This is a genomic window from Shimia sp. R9_1, assembly GCF_017743775.1.
Lineage (GTDB): Bacteria > Pseudomonadota > Alphaproteobacteria > Rhodobacterales > Rhodobacteraceae > Shimia.
On record NZ_JAGHRN010000002.1, the window covers coordinates 146,063 to 162,872 of the forward strand.

12 protein-coding genes and 1 tRNA gene are annotated in these 16,810 nt (G+C 54.8%); 7 read left to right on the forward strand and 6 right to left on the reverse strand.

Annotation, left to right across the window (positions count from 1 at the left end; all coding sequences use genetic code 11):
• The first annotated feature begins 50 nt into the window (after positions 1-50).
• Positions 51-1,517: a globin-coupled sensor protein gene (locus J7399_RS07075; RefSeq protein ID WP_209084960.1), complete on the forward strand. Its 1,467-nt coding sequence runs from the start codon at positions 51-53 to the stop codon at positions 1,515-1,517.
• An 88-nt stretch (positions 1,518-1,605) separates the two neighbouring features.
• On the opposite strand, the gene J7399_RS07080 is transcribed toward J7399_RS07075, so the two are convergent.
• The gene (locus tag J7399_RS07080) at positions 1,606-2,586 is read right to left on the reverse strand and encodes a complex I NDUFA9 subunit family protein (RefSeq protein ID WP_209084961.1); all 981 of its coding nucleotides are present in this window, start codon (positions 2,584-2,586) and stop codon (positions 1,606-1,608) included.
• Positions 2,587-2,822: 236 nt separating this feature from the next.
• On the opposite strand from J7399_RS07080, the gene J7399_RS07085 reads away from it, so the two are divergent.
• Positions 2,823-2,909, forward strand: a tRNA-Leu gene (locus tag J7399_RS07085).
• A gap of 80 nt (positions 2,910-2,989) precedes the next feature.
• Positions 2,990-4,429 (forward strand): DUF6538 domain-containing protein, encoded by a 1,440-nt coding sequence (locus tag J7399_RS07090; RefSeq protein ID WP_209084962.1) that lies wholly within the window; start codon positions 2,990-2,992, stop codon positions 4,427-4,429.
• Here J7399_RS07090 and J7399_RS07095 read toward each other — a convergent pair.
• Both J7399_RS07095 and J7399_RS07100 read right to left on the reverse strand, forming a co-directional pair.
• Positions 4,411-4,815, reverse strand: coding sequence for a hypothetical protein (locus tag J7399_RS07095; protein ID WP_209084964.1), 405 nt, complete (start codon positions 4,813-4,815; stop codon positions 4,411-4,413). The genes J7399_RS07090 and J7399_RS07095 overlap by 19 nt on opposite strands.
• A 585-nt stretch (positions 4,816-5,400) precedes the next feature.
• Positions 5,401-6,006 carry a recombinase family protein gene (locus J7399_RS07100; protein ID WP_209084966.1) on the reverse strand — a complete coding sequence of 202 codons (606 nt, stop codon included), beginning with the start codon at positions 6,004-6,006 and terminating at the stop codon, positions 5,401-5,403.
• Between the two features lie 421 nt (positions 6,007-6,427).
• Here J7399_RS07100 and J7399_RS07105 point away from each other — a divergent pair, with 421 nt between their 5' ends.
• Together J7399_RS07105 and J7399_RS07110 are read left to right on the forward strand one after the other, a co-directional pair.
• The gene (locus J7399_RS07105) at positions 6,428-8,902 is read left to right on the forward strand and encodes an AAA family ATPase (RefSeq protein WP_209084968.1); all 2,475 of its coding nucleotides are present in this window, start codon (positions 6,428-6,430) and stop codon (positions 8,900-8,902) included.
• 441 nt (positions 8,903-9,343) lie between these two features.
• Positions 9,344-9,658, forward strand: a complete 315-nt coding sequence (locus tag J7399_RS07110; protein WP_209084969.1) for a hypothetical protein — start codon at positions 9,344-9,346, stop codon at positions 9,656-9,658.
• A gap of 108 nt (positions 9,659-9,766) precedes the next feature.
• Here J7399_RS07110 and J7399_RS07115 read toward each other — a convergent pair whose 3' ends face one another.
• From J7399_RS07115 to J7399_RS07125, 3 genes are all read right to left on the reverse strand, one after another.
• Positions 9,767-12,877, reverse strand: a complete 3,111-nt coding sequence (locus tag J7399_RS07115; protein WP_209084970.1) for an efflux RND transporter permease subunit — start codon at positions 12,875-12,877, stop codon at positions 9,767-9,769.
• 5 nt (positions 12,878-12,882) lie between these two features.
• Positions 12,883-13,998, reverse strand: a complete 1,116-nt coding sequence (locus tag J7399_RS07120; RefSeq protein WP_209084971.1) for an efflux RND transporter periplasmic adaptor subunit — start codon at positions 13,996-13,998, stop codon at positions 12,883-12,885.
• 290 nt (positions 13,999-14,288) lie between these two features.
• On the reverse strand, positions 14,289-14,993 hold the full coding sequence (locus J7399_RS07125; protein WP_209084972.1) for a hypothetical protein: 705 nt from the start codon (positions 14,991-14,993) through the stop codon (positions 14,289-14,291).
• Positions 14,994-15,208: 215 nt separating this feature from the next.
• On the opposite strand from J7399_RS07125, the gene J7399_RS07130 reads away from it, so the two are divergent.
• Both J7399_RS07130 and J7399_RS07135 read left to right on the forward strand, forming a co-directional pair.
• Complete coding sequence (locus J7399_RS07130) at positions 15,209-15,820, forward strand: ribonuclease D (RefSeq protein WP_209084973.1); 612 nt, start codon at positions 15,209-15,211, stop codon at positions 15,818-15,820.
• 12 nt (positions 15,821-15,832) lie between these two features.
• Positions 15,833-16,807, forward strand: coding sequence for a KpsF/GutQ family sugar-phosphate isomerase (locus J7399_RS07135; protein ID WP_209084974.1), 975 nt, complete (start codon positions 15,833-15,835; stop codon positions 16,805-16,807).
• The last annotated feature ends 3 nt before the right edge of the window (positions 16,808-16,810 follow it).

Below are 16,810 nucleotides of genomic sequence, written 5' to 3' on the forward strand. Positions count from 1 at the left end.
AGGATTTGGGCCGCTTATGTCATCCTCGCACAGCACGATGAATAGATGACATGACTACAAATATCTCAGCACAGCTCGAACATTTTTCACTCACTGGCGCAGATCTAGAAGCTCTCAAACACGCCGGACGCATCGTCACGCCACTGCTTGATAATGTCTTGGAGGACTTCTACACCTTCGCCATAAACCAAGCGGAAGTGGCCAGGTTCTTCCCCACAGAGGATATCCTCAACCACGCGCGCACTCGCCAGAAAGAGCATTGGGAAATGCTGTTAAGCGGGGAATTTGAACCGGCCTACCTTAAATCCGCAGAAACCATCGGTCAGGTGCATTACCGCATCCAGCTGCCGTTTGATTTCTACCTCTCAGGTTACGCGCGCGCCTCAACCCATATTCAGAGCCTGCTTCTGAAGCGGCTCAGCGGTTCGTGGTTGCGCCGCCGCAGCGAAGATCCGAGCCGCGCCCTTGGCGCGCTGGCCCGTGCCTTTGCGCTCGACACAAATCTGGTGATTGAGTCCTACTTCACTGCACAGCGGGCGGAGCGGGAACAGGCCATGAGCCATTTGAATGCCGCCATGTCGCGTATGGCCAACAAAGACCTGTCCCAGCCCATTCCAAGCCCGGAAGAAAGCGACTATCCGGCGCGTTTCAACGAGCTGCGTATCGATTTCAACGATCTCATGCTGACGATGGGCGATATCATCAGAACCATCAAGGATGCGACGGTGGATCTCGACCTGACCGCAACCGAGGTCAACGACTCCGCAGACAGCCTTGCGCGGCGCACCGAGGCGCAGGCCGCCACGCTGGAGCAAACCGCGCATTCGGTGGATGAAATCACCGCCAGCGTGCAGGCCTCCACCTCCGCCACCTCAGACACGGACCGCGTGGTCTCCGCCACCCGCTCCAACGCCGCAAGCGGCCACAGCGTGGTGCTGGAAAGCGTGCATTGCATGCGCGAGATTGCCGAAGCCTCTGCCAAGATCTCCGACATCTCGGGCCTGATCGACGAGATTGCCTTTCAGACCAACCTGCTGGCGCTCAACGCAGGCGTCGAAGCGGCACGCGCGGGGGATGCCGGTCGCGGCTTTGCCGTGGTGGCCTCGGAGGTGCGCAGTCTGGCGCAGCGTGCGGCCGATTCCGCACAGCAGATCAGTGACCTTATCAAAGACACCAACGACCTTGTGGAACGTGGTGTGGAGCTGGTGGACCGCGCAGGCTCAGCGCTTGGCACCATTGTCTCTGACGTGGAACAGGCCGCCAGCCTGAGCTCGGAAATCGCCACCTCTGCGCGCGAGCAGTCCAGCGGCCTGACCGAGATCGCCAAAGGGCTGTCTCAGCTTGACAGCGTGACGCAGGAAAACGCCGCCATGGTGGAACAGACCGCCGCCGCGATGGGCTCAATGCAACGTGACACAGAGGCCATGTCGCAGCTGGTGAACGGGTTTATCCTGCAGGCAGCGGCCAGCGAGGAGGCCGAGCGCGCGCAGGATGAAGACTGGGTGGAGGTCGCCTAAACCGCCGCCCCCTCAACATCCGCAATCGACCAAGGCGCCCAAGGGCGCCTTTTTGCTGTGCCGACATATGCCTTTGGGACAGGTGGCCTCAAACTTTCAGATTGCGTGCGGAATCCTTGATGGCGTCATATTGGCCGGAGGGGCGGAACCGCCAGAGGTAGTCAGCCATCACCGCTTCGGGCGCCAAGGGGGTAATGCCCAGAGTCTCAAAGCTCTGCGCCCCTTCAGACACCACATTGTCGCTGCGCAGCAGGATCAACTGATCTGCGGTGATCACCGAGTTGTGCCACAGCCCCAGCGTCAGCTTTTGCAGAAGGCCAAACCCAAAGGCCATCAGGCGGCCCACACCAAAAGGCAGGTTCAGCACCAGTTTGCGGCGGTGGATCACCGTGAGCATCTCGTCAATCCAGCCGCGCAGGCTTTTCACTTCCGGCCCGCCCAGTTCATAGATGCCGCTGACGTCGCCTGTGATGCCCATCACAGCCGCCTGAGCCACATCATCCACATAGACCGGCTGGAACTTGGTGTCGCCGCCCATGATCGGCAGCACCGGCCCCATGCGCGACATGGAGGCAAAGCGGTTGAAGAATTCATCATCCTGCCCAAAGATCACCGAAGGGCGCAGGATCATCGCGTTGGGCATATGCTGCAACACGCTGTTTTCGCCTGCGGCTTTGGTCCGGGCGTATTGGCTGGCGCTGTCGCTGTCCGCACCAAGGGCTGAGAGCTGCACCATACGTGCCACGCCTTCCGCCGCCGCGATGCGGGCAATGCGCTCAGCCCCCTCATGCTGAACCGCATCAAAGGTGTTCTTGCCGCGATCCGCCAGTATGCCGACACAGTTTACGACCGCATCAGAGCCCAGCAGCGCCGCTTTCACAGAGGCATCGTCGCGCACATTGCAGAACACCGGCTCGACCTGGCCCACGGAGCCATAGGGTTTCACAAACATCGCCTCATTGGGGCGACGCACCGCGACACGCACCAGCCAGCCTTCTTTGGCCATCCGCCGCGCAATATGACGCCCCACAAAACCAGAACCGCCGAAAATGGTGACAAGTTTGGACATGGTGGGACCTCCGCTTACCGAGCCTTCCCGAAAGAAATATCGTTCAGGCTGATTCCGAACAAGCTTCAAGGCGGGCTCCGCGACAAGAAAACCCAGTCAATTAGAGCCTTTGCAACAGATCGCTGCGCGACCCGATCCGCATTCCGCAAACGCGCCGGTGAGATTTTTTAAAAAACTTCCAGAATCGCGTTGACACCCCCCCCGCACAGGTCTAAATGCCTGCCTCACCAACCCGTGCCCAGATGGCGGAATTGGTAGACGCGCTAGCTTCAGGTGCTAGTGTCCGTATGGACGTGGAGGTTCGAGTCCTCTTCTGGGCACCATTGGTTCTCCCAAAATATGTTTACTATCAACGTGTTAGAACCACGTACGCCGCTCCTGAGGTTACACAGGGAGGTACACAGTGCCTCTAGTTGTAGCTGAATACGGAGCCTTCCAGATCGTGGTTAAATACCTGCACCAAAAGCAAAAGGGGGGAGTTTGGTATTTTCGGAGACGCATTCCTGAGGATGTCCAACGTCACTATCCCAACCTAAACAAGGCTGGTGTGATGTTTGTTTCTCTAAAGACCAAGAACCAATCTGAAGCCGCCCAAAAGGCCAACCAAATGGCCCTTGAACAAGAAGCACTATGGAAGAATCTGCGCAGCGGAGAACTCGAAACCACTAAGGATGTGGATGCCGCAGCTATTGCACTGTTGGATAGCTTTGGTTTTGCTCCGTACCAAGGGGATAGGCTGGACACTGAAAACGCACACTACGGGCGCTTTTTGGATGAGTTGCACTTTCAAGCCGGAACCCATCCAGATGTAGTTGATAATAACTGGCAAGACCAACTGCCTACGGTGCACCACAGAGCCGCTGAACTGCTACACAACAATAGCAAACCACCCCTACTGCTTTCCGAAGCACTGACAGAGTATCAATCGATCAAAGGCGAAGACCCTCAGAGCCGTCAGGGTAAAACCAGAGCAAAGGTGGTCAACGATTTCGCATCCCTTTTTGGCGACCTGCCTATAACAAGATACACACGACAAAATGCCAACGACTTCAGAGATCACTTGTTGGCGAAGGGAAACACCACATCGACCGTTCAGAGGCGACTAAACGACATTCGCCCTGTCTTCAGGACAGTTGCCAGAGAACATGAACTGGAAGACAAAGGTATCTTCGAAGCCATCTTAATTGCTGGCCTAGGTAAAGACGTAACTGCAAGGGAGCCCTTTACGACCAAAGAGATTTTAGCAATCCAATCAGCATGCCGTGAGATCGATGATGACAAGAGGTGGATTGTCGCTCTGCTGAGTGAGTCCGGCTTACGATTGGCTGAAGCAGTTGGTCTCAGAACCGAAGATGTTTTTTTGAATTGTGAATATCCCTACATCAAAGTTGTAGAGCACGAAGTCAGGTCTCTGAAGACAAAGGGCTCAAATCGAACAGTACCTTTGGTGGGCGCTGGGCGTTGGGCTGTAGAGCGTGCAATAGAGCACCAGAAGAATGGCTTCTTATTTCCGAAATACATCAACTTTTCGACTACCCCCTTCAAACATAAGGCAGACTCTGCCTCAGCTACTTTGAATAAGTGGTTGATTAGATTCAGTCCAAAGGACGGAGGCAAAAAAACGATGCACTCCTTCCGCCATAGTGTTCAAGATCGACTCAGAGACACAGGTGCTCCCGAAGAGCTCAGGAATGCGATTTGTGGCTGGAAAAATGCTGGCGTTGGAGCATCTTACGGAGAGGGGTTCTCAATGGAGCGCAAAACGATTTGTTTGTCGAAGATTGTTCTTGAGACTGAGGTAAACAGTGCAGACGAAGCGGGCTCTCAGCCGACCAAAAGGTAATGCTCAGCTAACGGCTCTTTGGGCACATTTGCTTGCTTCAAACCAAGGTATCCCACCAAGGTCTTCTTTATATCTATGATGACGACGTTTTGTCCATTTATGCGTTTCTGATAACGAGGAGAGGAACAAGTCCCCTCCATCATTTCACCAGTTTCAGGTTCTTCGATTGGGCCCTCTTTAGTACCTTTGACTACTTGATACACCGAAGCACCCCAGAATTTTTGGCAATAAAGTTCGGCAGATTGAACGATATTTGGATAACTGGTTAGCCTTAGCCAGAGAAGGTACGATGCGTAGTCATTGACTCGATGGTATTTTTGCGACTTCGTATCAAGGTAACAAACTGACCCGCAAAGCACTTTATCCCCTCGGTTAAGGACACGCATGAGCGTCTCGCTGCCTGCGCAGAGATAAAATCTGTTTGTCAGGAGGGAACGTGATTTGCTTTCGCCAGATCGAGCTAGATCAACCAAGTCTTTGACATATCCCAGTCGTCTATCCGGTGGAGTTGTCCAAAGGAGCTCAGTCCATCTCATCAACCGATCATACCTTACCGTTTGTTCCCTTGCAGCGTCTCGATCAGCTTCGCCTTGCTCCTTCGCAAAGGCCCTCGACTTACGCTTGCTGAAGCGCTTTCGACAGTTATCGCTACAGTATTTTTGGTTCCTTCTTGACCGCTCAAAGACAGTTTCACAGGTCATGCACTGAATTGTTTCAGACATTTTGCACTTTCTTGGATTGCTTCAACGCTCAAAGACCCTCGATTTCGCAAGGACCAATGGAGTGTTTTGTTTTTTGGGAATGAAGGAATTTAGCGACAAGACGCCATCTCCCTTCTTATAAGTACAGGTATGGAACACGGATTTGGAAATGTGACTCCATAGAGCCAAGTTGAGGGAGGTTGGGGCACACAGACAAGGCTGCGTCCCTCAACATGCGCCAGAACGCTCCTCAGACGGCCTCAGCGTCGTTTAAATGTCTACCTGAGGAGAAAGATTCTGTTTTGCGGTGTCCGTTCTCCGAGCATCCAGAATCCGACTACAAATGCGATAGACAGAGCGCTCCGAAATCTGAAGTGCCGCTGCTATCTGTTGCTTCGTCTGACCTGCCTCCAACAGTGCTTGAACTTTGTGTTGATGCTTGGCGAGCTTGCTTGGCCTTCCCCTGTACTTCCCTTCCGCTTTGGCTTTGGCAATGCCCTCTCTTTGCCGTTCAAGCATCAGCTCTCGCTCAAACTGTGCTACCGAAGCCAACACGTTTAGCATCAGCTTTCCTGTGGCGTGCGAAGTGTCGAGGGACATGTTGAGTATCTTTAGTCCGACTTTCTTGGCCTCCAGTTCCTCAATAATGTCGCCAAGATGTTTCACCGATCTAGCCAGTCTATCGAGCTTTGTGACAACCAAAGTATCGCCCTCTCGACAGAAGCTCATAGCGTCACTGAGGGCCTCTCTGACAGCCACTGAACTTATCTGCTCCTCGTACACCCTTTCACAGCCAATCGCCTTCAGTGACTCTCTCTGTGTCGCTAGGCTGGCAATCTGTTCTAGGGTCGATGTACGTGCATATCCAATCAGCATGGTTGTGTTCTCCTTGTCTGCCATTTGGGTCTAAGGAGTGGTGACAATCAGTCTGCCAAAAGTCTGAACCCACTCCACTGACATGCAATCCCGACACCATTTGATGCTGACAGCAGGGCAAGGTTCTTTGGCAGCTCTAAACCCCAAACATCAAAATTTTCACATCGCTAGAAGGGGTAGCGGGTGTCAAAAAAGGGCTTCAAAAAAGGTCACAGTTTAGGTGCTTATTATTGTCTTAGATATGAGAGGTCATTGACACAGCAGTGTGCAATCCAAGCCTGATTTTCTTAAGCTCAAATCTACCCCTTGATGATTCACAATGAATGATCCACTCTCCGTCGGCACGAAGACCAACCCGTGATCGATAGTCTCAGGTTGACGTTAAGAACATGAATGTGCCCAAATTACTTAGGAGATCAGATTGGTTGGAAGAATGCTGTCTAAACATGAGATGACCGAAGGGCGCAAAAAGCTTCAGGACATCCTTAAAAGCAGGCCTGAAGACAGTGAAGAGTGGAATGAAGCTCAGAATAGGTTCCAATTCATAGATCGACTACTAAAGGAGTGCCTTGGTTGGCAGGTGCCCAACATTCGTGTTGAAGAGCCAGACGGTGATGGTGGAAGAATTGACTATCTCCTTGGCGACATCGCGCCGATAAAGGCCATTTTAGAAGCAAAGCGTGAAGCAGTTTCTTTCGGTGACCTGCCTGGCGGACAACGAATGCAAGTTCGCAAAATTGCACCATTGCTTGAGGCTTCAAAGGAACTCAATTCTGCTTTCAATCAGTGCTTGCAGTATTGCGCGTTGAAAGGAGCCAGACTCGGTATCGTCTGTAATGGCCCTCAACTCCTAGTCTTTCAGGCCGTAAGTCCACATGGGGCGCCTTCGGAAGGCGAATGCTATTTTTTTGATGGCTTTCAAAACTATTTGGATCATTTCCCCCTGCTTTGGAAAATTCTCTCCCCTGAGGGTATTTCCGAAAATCGGGCTTACCGCGATATTTCTCTCCATCGATCCCCGAGGATACCCACAAAGGCATCAGAGACGATCCCCGATCCAACTCGTTATCGATACAGAAGCGACTTCCAAGAGAACATTAGAACACTATCCACCCTGCTACTTGAAGAAATCGAAGACAATCAACAAGTTCGCAGAAGTTTTTACAGAGACTGCTATGTCCCAGTTGAAGCAAACAATCGACATACATTACTTAGTAAACAGATAATCAAACATAGATATCGACGCGTCGCCCCTGACTCCTCGGAGCCGAAGCAACTGAGGGCTCAGCGTGAATGGAACAATGAGCAACCAATTTTTGAAGACGCTGACCTTGGTGCAACTTTGTCAACGCGGCCTGTAGTGGTGCTAGGCGACGTAGGTGTTGGTAAGACGTCATTCTTTGAGAACCTATCCTTTCAACTGGAAGAAAATGACAAGAACGACTCGATTTTTTTACATATCAACCTTGGTCAAAAGGGCACTATTGCGACGGACTTACGCAAGTTCATTGTTCAAGAGATCGTCGAGCTTCTGAGCAGTCAATACACCATTAACATAGATTCCGAAGACTTTGCCAAATCTGCTCACTACAAAGCACTAAGTAAGTTTGATGAAGGTCCAAATGGTAGCCTAAAGTCACTCGATCCGGCACAATATCAATTGAGAAAGATCGACTACCTAAATGAGCTGATCAATGAACGAGCTTCAAATCTTCAGGCCGCTTTAGCCCATCTCTGCCACGGCCAAAAACGGCAAATCGTCATCGTTCTGGACAATGCCGACCAGCGAAACTTTGAAACGCAGCAGCAAGCTTTTCTAATAGCGCAGGAGCTATCTGCAAGTGGGTCTTGTCTCGTTTTTGTGGCCCTTCGTCCCAGTACATTTTTCGACTCAAAAAAACGTGGTGCGCTGTCTGGTTATCAGAATCGAATGTTTTCTATATCCCCCCCCCCTGCGGACGAAGTTATTCAAAAACGCTTACAATTTGCCATACGAGTTGCCGAGGGAAAACAACAACTTGCATCGCTTGATGGAATCCGCTTCCGTCTCGATGGGATAGTACTTTTTCTGAAAGCGACACTAAGATCAATTCGCTCCAACCAAGATATCCAAGCGTTTCTAGGAAATATCACAGGCGGTAATACGAGATCAGTGATTGAGCTGGTTGCTAGCTTCTTCGGAAGCCCAAATGTCGAGTCAGAGAAAATCATTGAAATAGAGGGCCGCACCGGCAGATATCAAGTACCGCTTCATGAGTTCACCAAACACGCCCTGCTAGGTGAATATGCACACTACAATCCTCAATCATCTCTTTATGCATGTAACGTTTTTGATGTCTCTAGTGCGGACCCAAGAGAACACTTTCTGAAGCCAGCTTTGCTAGCTTTTTTGTATTCGAACTCAGGTGTGGCCAACCGCGATGGGTTTGTAATGGGCGAAGCAATTTCGGCAGAAATGCAAAAGCTAGGTTTCGAAGAAGACCAGATAAGACATGCTCTTAGAAAACTAGCCCGAAATAGGCTCGTTGAAACTCCTCACGCGCATTTTAGAGAAATTGAGGTGGACGAAGGCGTGCTACCCGATACCTTCCACTATCGGGCAACCTCGATAGGTATGTACCACGTTAGAAAATGGATGTGCAGTTTTAGCTTCTTGGATGCGGTGGCAATCGACACACCAATTTTCGACGAAGTTGCCCGTGAAAAGGTAGTTGAGGTAGCGGGCTCCTTTTTCATCCATCATCGCTTGGAAAAGGCCAAAATCTTCAGAGAGTACTTAGAAGAACAGTGGCAGGCTTCAGGCATAGCTACAGCATACTTTGATTTCTCCGAAGCAGTAAGATCTCAGGTAGGCTCCTTCCGAACAGTGGAAGACTTCACTAAACGTCAAAAATAGCTAGCCGTTCAACTAGGTGAACTGTTCTCGGATAGAAGTACGGGTTCAACTTGCAAAATAGCATTTTGAATGACACCGAATGAGGCTGTTCACTAAGCCATCAGAAAGGTTACACAAGAGGTTACAATGCTGAACCGATGTCTACTTTATATCGTTGAAAAACAAAAACTTAATAAACCAATAGAGGCTCACCTCCGCCTCTTCTGGGCACCAATTTTCTTCTGAAAAATTGGTTCGCAAAAACGCCGCAGTTTACTGCGGTTTTTTGTGTTTTGCGCCCAGCACTGCGACGTCTTCCGCTCCGCTATCCGCAATAAAAACTGCGATACAAGCCCTACAGAGGCACAAATACCTTCCCCAGAACGATAGGTCACTGTTAGCCTAAAGTCATGGAATGGCACCTATTTTTGGCTGCGATCTGCCGTATAAGGAAACTGAAATTTGAAGAAGACCATTGCAACAGCCTGCATCACAACGGCGCTACTCTCAGGCTCAGCCCACGCTGACATACTGAAGGGCGAGGCGCCTGCCTGTGTGACGCCTGATGACTACGCCAAGCTGGTATACGCGATCACCTCCAGGGAGGACCAGATGCTTGATTACCTCACGAAACAAAGGCTATGCGGCATCCTCCCACCTGGCACCAAGTACGAGGTAGTAGAGACGACACCCGATTTAATCATCAAAATCCGCGTAGGGGGAGAAAGCGAATCCTCCTATCTGTTCACCAGCTCGGAATTTGTCTCAGTGAATTAGCGCAGACAGGTGAGAAGTCGCCACACAAAAAAACCGCCCGGCACCCAAAGGCACCGGACGGTTTAAGATCAGTTCAATTTGTCCTGCGGCGGATGGGTGCCGCGTGGATCAGGCTTTGCGGCCCGCTTTGATGCCATGCATCAGCGCGTAGAACACCGGCACCATGAACATGGTGATCAATGTGCCGATGGTCAGACCCGCTGCGATTGTGGTGGCCATGGCGATCCAGAAGATGTCCTGCAACAGCGGCAGCACCCCAAGGATCGTTGTCGCCGCCCCGAGCAGCACCGGGTTGAGACGCGACACAGCGGCCTCAATCAGCGCATTGAGCGAATCCATGCCTTTCTCAAGATTGGCGTTCACCTCATCCAGAAGCACGATGGAGTTCTTGATCATCAGACCCACGAGGCTCATCGCCCCCAACAGCGCCATGAAGGAGAACGGCTGACCAAAGAGCAGCAAGCCTCCGGTGATCCCGATCAAAGCGAAGGGCACCACCGTGAAGATCACCAAGGCCGGACGGAAGGCGTTAAACAGCGCCACCACGATAAAGACCATGATCACCAAAGCAGGGGCAGAGCCGGGCTTCAGGGAGTCCTGAGAATCCGCCGTGCTGTAGGTTTCGCCACGCCATTCCATCTTATAGCCCGCTGGCAGCTCGATCGCCTCAAACTCGGCCCGCACCTCTTCCACGAGGCTGGGCAGGGTCACCTCATGCGCGCTGGCCTGAACGGCCACCGCACGGCGGCGATTCCAGCGCACAATGGTGGGGTCTTCGAGCTCCACCGAGACGCCATCGGTCACAACCGACATGGGCAGGTTCTTGGTGGAGAACGCCGGGGTCACCTGAATGTTGCCAAAGTCGCGCGCCACGGTCTGTCGCTCTTCTTCGGTGCGACGCAGGATGATGGGCAGCATGTCTTCTTTGTCACGATAGAGGCCCACAGGCACCCCGTCGTAAGCCAGAAGCGAGGCATTGGCGATGTCGCTGCGCGAGGTGCCTGTCCAGATGCCCGTCACCTGATTGTATTCCGGCACCAGTTTGGACACGCGGTTGCGCATATCGCTGCGGATGTCCTTGGCGTGCGGGGTGGCCCGCAGGATCGCCATGCCCTGTTCCGCCAGATCCCGCAGGACCTCCGGATCAGCATTGGCAGGCCCGCTGAAGCGCACCTCAAACGGCCAGGTGTTGCCCGGGCCGGCGGTGTATTTGCGCACCCGCACCATGGCCTCAGGGATGGCTTCACCCACCCATGGGTCGAGATCCGCAATCAGATCATCCACCACATCAAGGCTCGTGGTGTTCACCACCAGCTGCGCGTAGCTCGCATAGGGGAACTCCGGATCCACCGGCAGGTAGAAGCGCGGACCACCGGAGCCAACAAAGGTTGCCACACCGGCCACGCGCTCATCACCGTCAAGGCGCTGTTCAACGCGTTTGGCCAGCTCTGAGGTATGGGCGATGGTGGTGCCTTCTTCGGCCCAGATGTCCACCATGAACTGCTGACGTGTCGCATCTGTGAAGAACAGGCGATCCACAAAGGAGAAGCCATAGATCGAGGTCGCCAGAAGCGCGACAGACACCAGCGCGGTGAGCGCACGGGCCCGCAGACAGGCGGTCAGCGCAGCGCGGAAGACGCGCAGGATCACGGCCTCTCTCTGGTCCCCATCGGTGTTGGGGGCTTTCACCATGTCGATGCACATCAAAGGCGTGATGGTCATGGCAATGACCCAGCTCAGCAGGAGCGACACGCCGACCACCACAAAGAGCGATCCGGCATATTCACCGGCGCTGGTGGTGGAGGCATAGATTGGATAAAAGGCCATTACCGCCACAAAGGTCGCGCCCAAAAGCGCAATCCCCGGCTCTGAAGCAGCTTTGACCGCCGCTTCCACACGACCCATCCCCGCTTTCAGACGTGCGGCCATTCCGTCGGCCACCACAATGGCGTTGTCCACCATCATGCCCAGCGCAATCACCAGCGCACCCAGAGACACCCGCTGAAGGTCGATTTTCAGCACCACCATCACGATGAAGGTCGCCAGAATGGTCAGCAGCAGCGCGCCACCGATGATCAGACCCATGCGCCAGCCCATGAAGACAGCCACAACGATCAGAACGATCAGAACCGCCTCGCCAAGGTTGATGATAAAGGAGTCGATCGCCGTGGTGACCAGATCGCTCTGCCAAGCCACACGGTGAATTTCCACACCCACAGGCAGGGTCGCGTTGATCTCTGCCAGTTTCTCATCAAGGTTGCGGCCGGTATCGACGATATTGCCGCCGGAGACATTGGCGATGGAGAGTGCAATGGCGGGCTGGCCGTCATAGCGCATCTCGGTCAGCGCGGGTTCCAGATAGCCTTGGGAAATCTCGGCGATGTCACGCAGACGCAGCACTTCGGAGGTGCGCTCAATGGGCAGAGGAATGCCGGTGTCCAGCTCATCCAGCGCATCAAAGATACGGTCTTGCAGACCGCTGCGCAGCTGCAGGCTTCCGATGTCTTCCACAGTTTCAAATTCGCCGGTCGGGGACACCCGCATGCGACGGTTGCTGATTTCCAGCGCGCCTGCGTTCACCACCTGGTTCTGCAGGTTGAGCGTGGCGATGAAATCCTGTGTGGACAGGCCCAGATCCAGCAGACGCTGCTCGGAGGCTTCCAGATAGACCACTTTGGGCTGCAGACCCCAGGTCTCGACCCGGGAAACACCTTCCACAAGGTTCAGCTCTTTGCGGATGTCTTTGACGTATTCTTCCAGCTCCGCATAGGTGAAGCCGTCACCGGTGATGGCAAGCACAAAGCCATACACAAAGCTGAAGTCATCAATGACATTGGGGGTTCCGGCCCCCGGAGGCAGGCCGTTCAGATCGCCGATTTTACTGCGCAGCTTGTCCCAGACCTGTGGCAGGCGATCCGCCCAGTATTCCTGTTTGATCTCCACCTTCACAATCGAGAGACCGGCGTGGGAATAAGAGGTCAGAAACTTCAGCTCGGGCAGCTCCTGGATGGCGCCCTCAACGGGATCGGTGACTTCGAGCTCCACCTCTGTGGGGCTGGCGCCGGGGTATTGCGTGACCACAAGCGCGGTTTTCACCGTAAATTCGGGATCTTCCAGCTGGCCCAGCCGGAAGTAGGACAGCGCGCCGATCACAAGGATCAGGGCCAGCGCAAAATATGTGACTGTGCGGTTCTTGACCGCTGTTGCAGCAAGCGACATCGGTCTTACCCCTCAACCTCGGTCAGGCGCACCTGCTGACCTGCGGTCAGGGTGTTGGCCCCGGCGGTGACCACACGGTCGCCCTGTACCAGACCATCCACCAGCAGGCCGCGGTCGTTAAACGCGCGCACCTCAACCGGTTTGCTGGACACGGTCAGCGTGTCCGGATCAATCACCCAGACAAAAGTGTCGTCCGGTGCGGATTTGTTGGGGGAGAACACAGCGCCTGCAGGCACCTGTATACCAGTCTCGGCCCAGTTGTCAGGCAGCTGCACTTTCGCGGTCGCATAACCTGCCATGCCGGGCTGGATGTGATCACCTTCTGGCTGGTCCATGATGATGGTCACAGGATAGGTGCGGGTGGTGGTGGAGGCCTCATGCCCCACATAAGCAATCTGCGCCGGAATTTTTACGCCGGGCAGGCTGGCAAATTCCACCTCGATGCTGTCCACAAAGGGTTCCAGATTGATGAGGTTCTCCGGCACCGCCACTTCCATCTTGATGCGGGATGTGTCCAGCAGGCGCACCACCGGCTGGCGGGCGTTCACGTTCTGGAAGTTGTCGACATAGGTCACAGAGACCTGTCCGCTGAACGGCGCATGAAGGGTGGTGTACTCAAGGTTCAGCCGCGCCCCATCCAGAGAGCCTTCGACCGCTTCGATGCTGGCTTCGGTGGAGCGCACTACAGCGATCTGATCATCGACATTGGCCTGAGACACGAAGTCGTTTTCCAGCAGAGCCTCGCGGCGGGTCAGCTCAACCTTAGCGTTCTCCAGATTGGCGATCAGAGCGGCGCGCTGTCCCTCCAACGCACGCACCTGCGCGGCGTAGGGTTTGGCGTCCAGAATGGCGAGCACATCATTTGCCGCGACCTCAGACCCCACTTCGACAGGGCGCGCAAACAGTTTGCCGGGCACTTCAAAGCCGATGTTCAGCTCCTGAAACGCAATGGCGCGGCCCGGGTAGGTCGATTTCAGCACCGACTCAACATCGGCCACAACCATCGACAGGACAGGGCGCACAACCGGCTCGGCGACGGTGGTCCCTTCTTCCTTGCAGGCGGACAGGAAAACCAATGCGGTGCCACACAGCAATGCAGTGGAAAGCTTCAATACATTCATGGAACGCGAACCTCCATATGGGTCAAATTCGGAAAGAACAGCAATGCGCTGCGCCATGCCCCCCAAAGAGCACACACAGAGAGCTGCATAATTGTGCAACAAGTTAACCTTGAGGCAGTGACAGCGGCATGACAGACGCGGACAGAAGCTTGATACTTTCGGTCTGGGATTGACCGGCTTTAATATATCATTCCGCATAAGTGGTCAGACTTGCGCCAGTCAAGCCAAGGGCGCAGCGGTATCGTCCACTTCATGCAATTGTGAACATAGGACATTTTCAGCCAAAACGCTCAGGCGTCGGCGAGGAACAAATCCATCACAAAAGGGATCGCCTTGATCTCTCGCGACCTGTTTCCGGGGCGCATCTGGATCGGCTTTGTCAGCCAGTCGACCCATTTCAGACGCCGGCACAACTGTTGTGACATGCCCCAGATACCGCTGGGCGCAGCATTCCGGTAGGCCGCCATTGCTCCTCCCAGTGCCGGGCGCATCTGCGCCGAATTCGCCGCCACATTGAAGGCGAAAATCACCAGATCCCGCGCCTGCCCTTTGGGGGTGTTGTTTTTGGTCTGATAGCGCTCAAAGTCCAGAAGCAGCACCTTGCCCTCCACAAGGCACATGTCTTTCGGGCTGGGGCGGCCATGGGCAAAGCCCAAGGTGTGAAACGCGCCAAGCGACTGACTGGCATTGAGCAGAAGATCCCGCCCCTCACCTCCGCTACCAACGTCTCCGAGCCGTTGTCGCAGATCTTTACCGCAATCCGGCAGCACAAGAAAATCAGGACCATCCGCCACCACCTGTGGCACAGGAGCCTGCACCGCATTCATCTCATGATAGGCTTGGCGCTCCCGCATGAAGGCCTTTTCCGGATTTCCTTTTTGCAGACGAAACCGCAGATCCAGCTTTTCCGGGCGCTTGATCCAGAACACCTGCCCGCCCTGCTCCACACGTTCAACCCGTGGCCCGGCCTCGCGGGCGCGGGATTCAACAAGCATTTTAAGCTCTTCATCAACAGAAAGCGGGGTGCGAAAATCCATGATCCGCTATGTAGGGCGTCAAAAAACCTTCGTAAAGACGTGATCCAAGCGTCGCACCCCTGTCATCAACGCATTTGGCCGCAGTTTAGACTCTGTAAACGTACGCCCCGCAAAACATTGAAACACAGACGCGAAAGCCGTAAGTGCTTGGCATCCGATTACTCGAGGCACCTATGGCAAATTTCCTCTATCAAAACGACCTGCCCGACGGGCTTGATCTTGGCCCGGTTGTGGCCATCGACTGTGAAACCATGGGGTTGAACCCGCATCGCGACCGGCTGTGCGTGATTCAGATGTCCGGCGGGGATGGCAACGCCCATCTGGTGCAGGTGGCCAAAGGCCAGACCAGCGCGCCAAACCTGCAAAAGATGCTCGAAGATCCAAATGTCCTGAAGCTGTTTCACTTCGGACGTTTTGACATCGCCGCGATGTACCACGCCTTTGGCGCGCTGACGGCGCCGGTCTATTGCACCAAGATCGCCTCCAAGCTCGTGCGCACCTACACCGACCGTCATGGTCTGAAAAACCTGCTGCAGGAGCTGCTGGGTGTGGATATCTCCAAACAGCAGCAGATGAGCGACTGGGGGGCGGAGACCCTGACCGAGGCACAGCTCGAGTATGCTGCCTCTGACGTGCTTTATCTGCATGCCCTGCGCGACAAGCTGAACGAGCGTCTGGCGCGGGAAGGCCGCACAGAGATGGCGCAGGCCTGCTTTGACTTCCTGCCCATGCGCGCGCGCCTTGATCTGGCCGGTTGGCCGGAACAAGATATTTTTGCGCACTAAAGGATCTGCCCCATGACGGATGCCGACAAGCACACTTTTCTGGAAACCGCCCGTCGTGTGGTGTCCATCGAGACCGAAGCGCTGCGCCTGCTCGCCGAAAGCTTCGGAGCGGAGATCGGCGACGCGGTCGAACTGCTGCTGTCAGCCAAAGGCCGCGTGATCATCTCCGGCATGGGCAAATCCGGCCACATCGCGCGCAAGATTGCGGCGACCTTTGCCTCCACAGGCACACCGGCGCATTTTGTGCATCCGGCAGAGGCCAGCCATGGCGATCTGGGCATGATGGCGCAGGGCGATGTGGCGCTGGTGCTGTCCAACTCCGGCGAAACTCCGGAGCTGGCCGACCTTGTGGCTTATACCCGCCGTTTCAACATTCCGCTCATCGGTGTTGCCAGCCGTGTGGACTCCACCCTTATCAAGCAAAGTGACATAGGCCTCATTCTGCCAAAGGCGCAGGAAGCCTGCGGCACCGGTGTTGTGCCAACCACCTCCACCACCATGACGCTGGCGCTGGGCGATGCGCTGGCTGTGGCGCTGATGGAGCACCGCCGCTTCACGCCGGAAAACTTCCGCGAGTTCCACCCTGGTGGTAAGCTGGGGGCGCAGCTGTCGCGCGTGCGGGATCTGATGCATTCCGGCGACGCCCTGCCGGTGATTGCCGAAAACACCGCGATGAGCGATGCGCTTCTGGAGATCAGCCAGAAAGGCTTTGGCGTGGTTGGGGTGACCAATGACGCGGGCAAACTGCTCGGCATCATCACCGATGGGGACTTGCGCCGCCATATGGATGGCCTGCTGGAGCGCACTGCAACCGAAGTCATGACCGCCGCGCCGCAGACCATTGCCCCCGGTGCGCTGGCCGAAGAGGCTGTTGGCATCATGAACCAGCGCAAGATCACCTGTCTGTTTGTGGTGGATCCCGAGGGCGACGGCGCCCCTGCGGGGCTGCTGCACATCCATGACTGCCTGCGTGCCGGTCTGGGCTGATCC

Bases quoted from the DNA above. Each gene is read 5' to 3' on its own strand.
- J7399_RS07075 (WP_209084960.1), top strand. From the start codon at position 51: ATGACTACAAATATCTCAGCACAGCTCGAACATTTTTCACTCACTGGC.
- J7399_RS07080 (WP_209084961.1), bottom strand. From the start codon at position 2,586: ATGTCCAAACTTGTCACCATTTTCGGCGGTTCTGGTTTTGTGGGGCGT.
- J7399_RS07095 (WP_209084964.1), bottom strand. From the start codon at position 4,815: ATGCGTGTCCTTAACCGAGGGGATAAAGTGCTTTGCGGGTCAGTTTGT.
- J7399_RS07100 (WP_209084966.1), bottom strand. From the start codon at position 6,006: ATGCTGATTGGATATGCACGTACATCGACCCTAGAACAGATTGCCAGC.
- J7399_RS07115 (WP_209084970.1), bottom strand. From the start codon at position 12,877: ATGTCGCTTGCTGCAACAGCGGTCAAGAACCGCACAGTCACATATTTT.
- J7399_RS07120 (WP_209084971.1), bottom strand. From the start codon at position 13,998: ATGAATGTATTGAAGCTTTCCACTGCATTGCTGTGTGGCACCGCATTG.
- J7399_RS07125 (WP_209084972.1), bottom strand. From the start codon at position 14,993: ATGCTTGTTGAATCCCGCGCCCGCGAGGCCGGGCCACGGGTTGAACGT.
- J7399_RS07130 (WP_209084973.1), top strand. From the start codon at position 15,209: ATGGCAAATTTCCTCTATCAAAACGACCTGCCCGACGGGCTTGATCTT.
- J7399_RS07135 (WP_209084974.1), top strand. From the start codon at position 15,833: ATGACGGATGCCGACAAGCACACTTTTCTGGAAACCGCCCGTCGTGTG.